At 69.6% G+C, this 8,363-nt stretch carries 11 protein-coding genes; 5 read left to right on the top strand and 6 right to left on the bottom strand.

The genetic code is table 11. The features are described from left to right. Positions 1-300 (bottom strand): nuclear transport factor 2 family protein (locus tag G6026_RS01325; RefSeq protein WP_182612024.1); only part of this gene is annotated, 300 nt, incomplete at its 3' end. A 24-nt stretch (positions 301-324) separates the two neighbouring features. Here G6026_RS01325 and G6026_RS01320 point away from each other — a divergent pair. Beyond that, positions 325-759 (top strand): nuclear transport factor 2 family protein, encoded by a 435-nt coding sequence (locus G6026_RS01320; protein WP_107758301.1) that lies wholly within the window; start codon positions 325-327, stop codon positions 757-759. Positions 760-808: 49 nt separating this feature from the next. Here the strand turns inward: G6026_RS01320 and G6026_RS01315 are convergent, their stop codons facing one another. From G6026_RS01315 to G6026_RS01295, 5 genes are all read right to left on the bottom strand, one after another. Continuing rightward, positions 809-2,080 (bottom strand): lipase family protein, encoded by a 1,272-nt coding sequence (locus G6026_RS01315; RefSeq protein WP_347238049.1) that lies wholly within the window; start codon positions 2,078-2,080, stop codon positions 809-811. 224 nt (positions 2,081-2,304) lie between these two features. Then, positions 2,305-2,838 carry a hypothetical protein gene (locus tag G6026_RS01310; protein WP_182612022.1) on the bottom strand — a complete coding sequence of 178 codons (534 nt, stop codon included), beginning with the start codon at positions 2,836-2,838 and terminating at the stop codon, positions 2,305-2,307. 68 nt (positions 2,839-2,906) lie between these two features. Next, positions 2,907-3,248 carry a hypothetical protein gene (locus tag G6026_RS01305; protein WP_182612021.1) on the bottom strand — a complete coding sequence of 114 codons (342 nt, stop codon included), beginning with the start codon at positions 3,246-3,248 and terminating at the stop codon, positions 2,907-2,909. 44 nt (positions 3,249-3,292) lie between these two features. After that, positions 3,293-5,080 carry a TIGR03767 family metallophosphoesterase gene (locus G6026_RS01300; RefSeq protein ID WP_182612020.1) on the bottom strand — a complete coding sequence of 596 codons (1,788 nt, stop codon included), beginning with the start codon at positions 5,078-5,080 and terminating at the stop codon, positions 3,293-3,295. A gap of 130 nt (positions 5,081-5,210) precedes the next feature. Continuing rightward, entirely contained in the window at positions 5,211-5,486 is a 276-nt protein-coding gene (locus G6026_RS01295) for a WhiB family transcriptional regulator (protein WP_107757658.1), read from the bottom strand. A gap of 149 nt (positions 5,487-5,635) precedes the next feature. On the opposite strand from G6026_RS01295, the gene G6026_RS01290 reads away from it, so the two are divergent. The 4 genes from G6026_RS01290 to G6026_RS01275 form a co-directional block, all read left to right on the top strand. Beyond that, positions 5,636-6,253 (top strand): response regulator transcription factor, encoded by a 618-nt coding sequence (locus G6026_RS01290; protein ID WP_182612019.1) that lies wholly within the window; start codon positions 5,636-5,638, stop codon positions 6,251-6,253. Positions 6,254-6,334: 81 nt separating this feature from the next. Beyond that, positions 6,335-6,622 (top strand): metal-sensitive transcriptional regulator, encoded by a 288-nt coding sequence (locus tag G6026_RS01285; RefSeq protein ID WP_107757657.1) that lies wholly within the window; start codon positions 6,335-6,337, stop codon positions 6,620-6,622. Positions 6,623-6,682: 60 nt separating this feature from the next. Further along, positions 6,683-6,898, top strand: coding sequence for a heavy-metal-associated domain-containing protein (locus G6026_RS01280; RefSeq protein WP_182612018.1), 216 nt, complete (start codon positions 6,683-6,685; stop codon positions 6,896-6,898). A gap of 11 nt (positions 6,899-6,909) precedes the next feature. Next, positions 6,910-8,363, top strand: a 1,454-nt coding sequence (locus G6026_RS01275; protein WP_182612017.1) for a heavy metal translocating P-type ATPase, incomplete at its 3' end; no start/stop codon positions are given.

Genomic DNA, 8,363 nt, shown 5'->3' with positions numbered 1-8,363 from the left:
GGCGCGCCGCGGCGCGCCACCGTCCGCCGGGTCCTCGACGGCGATGGAGGGCATGAGGCCGTGGTGCATGTCGAGGACGCGGGGGCCGCCGTCGGAGGCGGTCGCCAGGGCGATCTGACCGAAGATCCCGACCATCGTGTCCGGGTCCGTGCGGCCGAGCGGGCCGAAGTCGAGGACGCCGCCCCGTGCCACGAAGCAGGCCCGGAACGCGTGTGGGTCCTTGGCGTCGCACGCCCGCCAGTAGCGGTGTTTGAGCTGCTCGATCGCCTGCCGGGCGCGGAATTCCTGCTCGAACTGCATGCGGGCCACGTTAGCCTAGTGGGCATGAGTCGAACACTGGTCGAGCTGTCGGATCGCTGGGACCTGCAGGACCTGGTGACCAGGTACGCGACCTGTATCGACGCCCGTGATTTCGAGGGACTGGACATGGTGTTCACCCCGGACGCCCGGGTGAGTTATGAGGCCTCGGGCGGCCCCGCGGACGACTATCCGGCGGTGCGGACCTGGCTGGCGGAGATGCTGCCGATCTTCGCCTCCACCCAGCACCTCATGGGCAATCTCGCGGTGACCCTGGACGGCGACACCGCGACCGGACGCTGCATGTGCTTCAACCCGATGGCCCTCAAACCCGTGGAGGAGAAAGACCAGCAGGTGTTCTTCTACGGGCTCTGGTACGTGCTCGGGTTCGTCCGCACCGACGAGGGCTGGCGGATCGACAGTCTCGCGCAGGAGCAGGCCTTCCACCACAACCTGCCCTGACGGACCACGGAGGGGCCCGCCACGCGGCGGGCCCCTCCGTGGTCCGGCGTCAGACGGTGCCGCAGGAGTTCGACGCCGGCACCCCGTGCACCCGCTCCATGAGGTAGCGCGCGTTGGTCTCGCGCTCGGACAGCATCGGCAGGGCGTGGTCGATCACCAGGCCCGGCGCCAGAGCCGGGAGCTCCGCGATGCGCAGCTCGACGACGGTGCCCTGGGCGCACCAGTTGCGGACCAGGTCGACCGCCGTGTCGTGCGGGACCACGTCGTCGTTCCGACCGATCAGGACGAGTGCGGGGACGGTGGGGGCGACGCGGCCGAGGTTGTAGCTCTCGAGTACGCGCAGGATCTCCGGCTCGGACCGGGCGGCCTCGGCCAGGGAGTTGCCGTGCACGGTGAACTCGGTGGTGCGACGCAGACCGTAGGCGAACGCCGTCTCGCCCACGCACTGGGTCGAGGTCACCTCGAGCATGCGGCGCCCCTCGTCGTTGAGCTGGCGGTCGAATGCCGGGCGCAACTCGGGGTGCACCTGCAGGATCCCGTTGATGGCGTAGCCGACGGCCCCGGTGAGGACGCCGCCGTCGACGCGCTCGAGGGTGCCGAGCATGTCCGACGGCGGGGCTCCGGCCGCCACGCCCACCAGGTTGAGTTCCGGCGCGTACTCCCGGTGCATCTCTGCCGCAGCCGCGGCCGCACCACCGCCCTGGGAGTACCCGCTCACCACTGTGGGGGACTCGAGGGCGAGGTCGGTTCCCGCCAGCCGCACGGCGGCGCGGGCGGCGTCCAGCGCCGAGCGGCCCTGCGAGACGCGGTTGACGTAGGGATGGTGGCCCGGGGTGCCCAGACCCTCGTAGTCGGTGACGACGACGGCGAAGCCCTCGGCGAGCAGGGAGTAGGCGTCGATCAGCGAGTACCCGGCGGCCAACGACACCGGGGCCGTCCCGATGCCCAGCCCGACCTCCATGGATTTCGAGGGCGCACACTGGTCGCCCTGCCCCTGCGTACCTGGGGTGACCACGGCGAGCGGGCGTGGACCGGAGCCGTTCCATGGTGCCCTGGGCTGGAGATAGGTGCCGGTGACGGCGACCGGACCGCCCGCCGCCCCGGTGGAGCGGTACATGATCCGCTGGGCGTCGGTCGAGATGGGCCCGGCAGCGTCGGAGACGAACTCCGCCCCGGGAATCGGAGGGATGGCACCGGCGAGCGGGAACGCCTCGGTCTTGACGAGCGCACCCGGGCCGGCGGGCAACTGGGCCGGCGGCTGATAGAACGCGGGAGCAGGATCGTTGGACGAGTCCTGGGCCGAGGCGACGGGTGCGGTCACGGCGCCACCCCCGATGGTCATCGCGAGAGCGCTGGCGAGTGCGGTAGCGCACATCGCGGTTCGACGAAGTAGCACGGTCCCCCCGGACTTGGTGTGGCATGTATCACTGATGAACGGAGTGTAAAGCGACACTGCCGGGAAGGGGGAGGGCACCCCGATCACGCCGCGATCCGGGATCGGTGCCGGCCATGTGGCCGCGTGTGGTGACGTCGCCCGAATCCGGCTCAGGCGCCCGCGGCCCGGCGATGCACCGTGGCCCACCAGGCGGCGAGAAGTGTCGCGCTCACACCGAAGACCACCCACGTCAGCGCTGCGGAAACAGGCCCGGTGACGAAGAAGCCGAGGATCAGAGCCACGATCCAGTTGGCGAGGAGCACCAGCACGGTCACGAGGAAGGCGAGGGCGGCCCGGCCGGGGGAGTGCGCGAGAGTGTGACGCGCGGCCCCCCTCGGCGTCACGGCCAGCGTCGACAGTAGGGGCAGCGCCGCTGACGCGATGACGATCGGCAGGATCGGTGAGAGCACTCCGGCGAGGACTCCGAGCAGGACCGCCAGCGCGGAACCGGCCAGGAGCCGCACCGGAGGCGCAGAGAACCTCTCGTCGGGGCGGACCGCGGTAGCAGTCGCGCCGACGACCATCCAGAGTGCGACGATCATCGCCACGCCCGAGACCGTCACGCGGAGAGCGAATCCCCACCCGGCCTCGGGGGCCGGATCGCCGACTGTCAGCAACGCCTGGACGAGTGCGTTGGCGATCACGACCGGGACCGTCACAGGCGCACCCCGGACGCAGCCCCGCCATGTCCCGGTCATCGTGCGCCCACCGCTCATCTCGAACCCACCGTGCCGTTGCGGTCGAGTACGGCCTGCACGGGGCCGGAGTAGATGAGGCGCTCCCCGACCTCGAGCTCGAAGGTCGTGCCGTCCTCGGAGGTCAGCGTCGCCGTGATGGTCTCCTCGTCGACGGTCTCCCCCACGCATCGCAGGCCTGCTCCGTGGCCCTCGCACACCGGTGCGACGAGGATCTCGACCCCCTGCTCGAGCAGGACCTCGTTCGCCGCGTATCGAAGGTCCGCGATTTCTGCTCCCCCGACAGGCGCGAGCGCGTCGATCTGCGAACATCCCGCCACCGCGAGCACGACGATCGCTCCCCCCGTCGCAACTTTCATCCGGCGCGTCATCTCGCGTTCGCTCCCGTCCCCCGTGCCCCGCCTCATCGCTGCGCTCGCTGCTCGTGGGCGAGGAGGCGAGCGCGTTCACGCAGGTGCTGCTCTTCCAGTGAGTCATCCGTGATGGCGTCCAGGTCGAACGGGGCGGGCAGCAGGAGCTCGGTGTTGCGGTCAAGTGCCGAGCCGCGCCTCATCAGGGGGTTCTCGGCCCAGTCGTTCGCGGCCAGTTCCCTGCTCTGCGATGCGAGGTCCAGGTAGCCGCCCGAGGAGCCCGGGGTGACCGGCGACGCGTGATCGAGAACGGTCGTGAACAGCGACAGCGTCCCGTCCCGGTTGTCGACGATCTCCACGGTCTGCTGTTGCTGGGGGAAGTCGATACAGGATGCGGTCGTGATCTCCCAGAAGCCCCCGTCGCGTCCGCGGTGGGCGAGGATCTGGTTCTGGTGGGTGTGCCCGTTGAGCCAGCCGATCACCACCGGGTAGGCCAGCAGCAGGTCCACGAACTCGTCGGCGCCGTGGAGGGTGGCCGTCGAACCCGGTCGCCGCGCCCGGTTCTCCAGGGTCATGCTGTTGTGGTGGGTCAGGATGAGGACGAGCTTCTCCTGCGACTGCGCGCGATCCAGCTGGCCCCTGAGCCACTCGAACTGATCGCCCGGCACCGCACCGTCGGCGCCGGCGACGGCGTTGCAGGTGTCGAGGCCGAACACCCGTACGTGGGGCGTCAGGTCCGCGGTCCACCAGGTCTCCCCGGAGTCGAGATTGTGCTGGGTGAATCCGTGCCCGACGGGGCCGGGCGTCTCCGTGGTGTCGAAGTGCTCGGCCATGAATTCGCGTTGCTCGAACAGGTATCGGCGCGGATCCGCGGTGACCCCACGAAATCCCGGTCTGGTACCCGACCGGACCCCCAACGCGTCACCGAGCCGCTGCAGCGGGCTCGCGGTCGCGGCGTATCCACTCAGCGTCGACGACGCGGTGGCGGCCAGCGTGTGAGACTTCTGCGAGCCGACCGCGAGGGAACGGAGCTGGGGGGACAGACCGAAGGTGCCCAGCAGGAGCGTGTCGTGATTGCCGTACACCGCATACCACGGCACCGGCAGGCCGACCGACTCGACGGGGCGTGAGATGGCCTGGGACAACAGGTCGGGCAGCCGGGGAAACCCGTAGTCGCCGAACGCGCCGCCCGAGGGATCCTCCGGCCGGTACGCCCACTGGGCGTCCCGCCAGGCCTGCACGCCCTCGAACAGGGTCGGTGACCCGCTGTTCGGGGTCACCGGTACCCCGTCGAGGACGTCGATGTACCACCGCAGTTCGAGGTGGGAATGCATGTCCGCGCTGTCGCCGGTGACGATCGCCGCACCGAGCGGAGCCCCCGTCACGGGGCTGATCGAGTTGTCGGCGAACGACTTGACCATCGCCGCGGTCACATGCACGGTGAGCGGGTCCTGCGGATGGAACGCCGATCCCCACGTGGCGTGATCCTGGACGATCATCGGCTCGATACGGCACGGGGACTGTGCGTCGATGACGTGCATATCGGACAGGTGCCCGAGGTAGAGGAGCGAACGGCGTGCCCCGGCTCGTGCCGCAGACGGAGACGCACGCAGGATGTCCATCCGAGGCAGATGGGCCTCGCCCGGGCCCGCGGCCAGGGTGCGATAGGACCGGGCCTCGCCCCCTCTGCGGAGAATGGTTCCGGACAACGTCGACCGCGGCACCTCGGGAGGACTCTGGGCCACAGCGAGTCGACCGCCGAGCGCGGCCGGTGCCAGGCCCCACGCCGCGGCCAGTGCGCCGACGCGGCTCAGGAACTGGCGACGTGACAAACCGGGCATCGACTCTCCTCCGGCCTCGAGTAGCAGAAGAGTAGCCCCGGAGGCGGCGGGAGGGAACGGGGTGCGCGATCATCGTCTGGAACCCGTTGTGCGCCAACGTGGCCTCAGGTCGTCGCGGCCCCGGCGCAGGTCAACCGGTGCGCAGTCGGCCCGCTTTCGTGTGTCGTTCCATCTCGGTCATGCCGCCCCAGACGCCGTAGAGCTCTCGCTCCTCGATGGCGTAGGCGCGACACCGGTCGAGTACCGGGCACGTCGAGCAGAGTTGCTTGGCGAGTTCCTCGTTCTTGCGCCTCGTGCCCTTGAGGTCGTGGTCGTCGTTGTAGAACAGGTCCTGGTGTCCCACGCAGTTCCCGCGGTCGGCCCAGGCCCATCGATCTTCTAGTGCAGTCCAGGCTGCCTCAGCCACATGATCAACCCACTTTCGGTTCGGCGGCGATCCGTGGATCGCTCGCGGAGGAACACTCCATCATCCGGTGTGTGAAAGTGGTCGGGCCACACCCTCAGGGGTGTGATAGCGGTATCGGGTGAGCCGGGGTTCGTTGCTATTGTCTGTTCATGCCGGTCAGGGTGACTGTGATCAACGATTATCTCGTCGTCGTCGCCGGGGTGAACGCGATCCTCTCGGAGTACTCCGACCGCGTCGAGGTCGTGGAGAAGAACGCGGTGTCCAAAGGGGCGACGGCGGTGGACGTGGCCCTGTACGACACCTTCGCAGCACCGGTGGGCAAACACGCCCGACTCGCCTCGCTGCGTGAGGACCCGTCGATCGGCGCGGTCGCGGTGTACTCCTTCGCCTCCGGCCGGGCCGCGGTCGACGACAGCCTGGCGTTGGGGGCGAACGGCTTCCTGTCCAAGGCCCTGCCCGCGGCGGACCTGGTGCGTGGGATCGAGGAGATCGCGGCGGGGAGCGTCGTGACAATGGTGGGGCCGGGACACACGGCCACAGGTGCCAACGACTGGCCCGCCAAGGATGCCGGCCTCTCGGCCCGTGAGGCCGAGATGGTGGGGCTGATCGTGCAGGGCCTGTCGAACCGGGAGATCGGCGACAGGTGCTATCTGTCCGCGAACACGGTCAAGACCTACATCCGTGCCGCGTACCGGAAGATGGGCGTCGGCACGCGCGCGCAGGCGGTCGCCTGGGGGATCGACCACGGCCTGCAGCCTGACCGGTAGCAGCCCGTCCGGTCGCCGGTGCCTGGTGCCGGGGTGTCCCAGGCCTTGCGGCAGGTACCCTAGGGGGGTACCGTATCCGGCATGGGCGAGCACGGGTACACCGCGAACAAGGACGATCACCTCAAGCGACTGCGCCGCATCGAGGGCCAGGCCCGCGGTCTGCAGAAGATGGTCGAGGAGGACAAGTACTGCATCGACATCCTCACCCAGGTCTCCGCGATGACCCGGGCCCTGCAGTCGCTCTCGCTCAACCTGCTCGAGGAGCACCTGGGCCACTGCGTGGCCGGGGCGATCGAGCACGGCGGACCGGAGGCACAGGCCAAGCTCGCCGAGGCCAACGCGGCCATCGCTCGCCTGGTCAAGTCCTGAGGCACGACACCCGGTCCGCTCCTGCACACCGCTGACCATCCACCACCAAGGGAGAACCTCATGTCCGACACCGCCACCTTCACCGTCTCCGGGATGACCTGCGGACACTGCGTCGCCTCCGTCAAGGAAGAGGTCTCGGAGATCCCCGGCGTGACCGCGGTCGATGTCGACCTGGAGTCGGGCCGCCTCGTCGTCGTCGCCCCCGAGCCCGTCGACCCCGCGCTCGTCCGTGCGGCCGTGGACGAGGCCGGGTACACACTCCACGACGCGGAATGAGCTGACCGGACATGACTGACACCGATGTCTCCAGCGGGCCTGCGACCGCATTCGTCGACCTCCAGATCGAGGGCATGACCTGCGCCTCGTGCGCCAGCCGGATCGAGCGCAAGCTCAACAAACTCGACGGGGTGACCGCCGAGGTCAACTACGCCACGGAGAAGGCGCGGGTCGAGTACGCCCCCGGCGTGGAATCGCAGCTCCTACTGGACACCGTCGAACAGGCGGGGTATTCGGCCCGGTGGCCACGACCCCGCACCTCGGCCGCCGTTCCGGGAACGACGCACGCCGACGGGGCGGTCACCGCCACAGCGCATGCGGGCAACGCCACCGACGACTCCGCGGCGCCTGACCGCGTCGAGAGTCTGCGCCACCGTGTGATCGTCTCCGCGGTGCTGTCCGTGCCCGTGATCGCCATGGCCATGATCCCCGCCCTCCAGTTCACAAACTGGCAGTGGCTCTCCCTGACGCTCGCCGCGCCCGTCGTGGTGTGGGGCGGATGGCCGTTCCATCGCGCCGCGGCGATCAACATCCGGCACGGCTCGTTCACCATGGACACCCTGGTGTCGATCGGCACGTCCGCCGCGTTGCTGTGGTCGCTGTACGCGCTGTTCTTCGGCCACGCCGGAATGCCGGGGATGACCCACGGATTCGAGTTCTCGCTGTCTCCCAGCGACGGCGCAGGGGACATCTATCTCGAGGCCGCCGCCGGGGTCACCACCTTCGTCCTGCTGGGCCGCTACATCGAGGCCAGGTCCAAGCGCACGGCGGGAGCGGCCCTCCGGTCGTTGCTCGAACTCGGCGCCAAGGACGTGGCGGTCGTGCGCGATGGCGTCGAGACCCGGATCCCCGTGGAACACCTGCAGGTGGACGACGAGTTCATCGTGCGCCCTGGTGAGAAGATCGCCACCGACGGCCGGATCGTCGACGGAGCCTCCGCCGTCGACACCGCCATGGTCACCGGGGAGTCCGTGCCGACCGAGGTCTCCACCGGCGACGCGGTGGTGGGCGGAACCGTCAACACCAGCGGACGTCTCATCGTCCGGGCCACCCGTGTGGGCTCGGACACCCAACTCGCCCGGATGGCACAGATGGTCACCGACGCCCAGTCCGGCAAGGCCGCCGCGCAACGCCTCGCCGACCGCATCTCCGGCGTCTTCGTCCCCGCCGTCCTGGTCCTTGCCGCCGCGACGTTCGCCTTCTGGCTGCTCACCGGGTCCGGCGCCTCCATGGCGTTCACGGCCGCGGTCGCGGTGCTCATCATCGCCTGCCCCTGTGCGCTCGGTCTGGCCACGCCCATGGCCCTGATGGTCGGGACCGGCCGCGGCGCGCAACTGGGCATCCTCATCAAGGGCCCCGAGGTCCTGGAGTCCACCCGCCGCGTCGACACGATCGTGCTCGACAAGACCGGCACCGTGACCACCGGAACGCCCGCGCTGGTCTCGGTGACCGCTGCCGATGGGCA

The sequence above is a fragment of the Dietzia sp. DQ11-38-2 genome (assembly GCF_014145055.1).
Classification (GTDB): Bacteria; Actinomycetota; Actinomycetes; order Mycobacteriales; family Mycobacteriaceae; genus Dietzia.
This window is presented reverse-complemented; position numbering and strand designations above follow the sequence as displayed.

Coding starts and splice junctions, on each gene's coding strand:
- G6026_RS01320 (WP_107758301.1), top strand. CDS start 325: ATGAGTCGAACACTGGTCGAGCTGTCGGATCGCTGGGACCTGCAGGAC.
- G6026_RS01305 (WP_182612021.1), bottom strand. CDS start 3,248: ATGAAAGTTGCGACGGGGGGAGCGATCGTCGTGCTCGCGGTGGCGGGA.
- G6026_RS01300 (WP_182612020.1), bottom strand. CDS start 5,080: ATGCCCGGTTTGTCACGTCGCCAGTTCCTGAGCCGCGTCGGCGCACTG.
- G6026_RS01290 (WP_182612019.1), top strand. CDS start 5,636: ATGCCGGTCAGGGTGACTGTGATCAACGATTATCTCGTCGTCGTCGCC.
- G6026_RS01285 (WP_107757657.1), top strand. CDS start 6,335: ATGGGCGAGCACGGGTACACCGCGAACAAGGACGATCACCTCAAGCGA.
- G6026_RS01280 (WP_182612018.1), top strand. CDS start 6,683: ATGTCCGACACCGCCACCTTCACCGTCTCCGGGATGACCTGCGGACAC.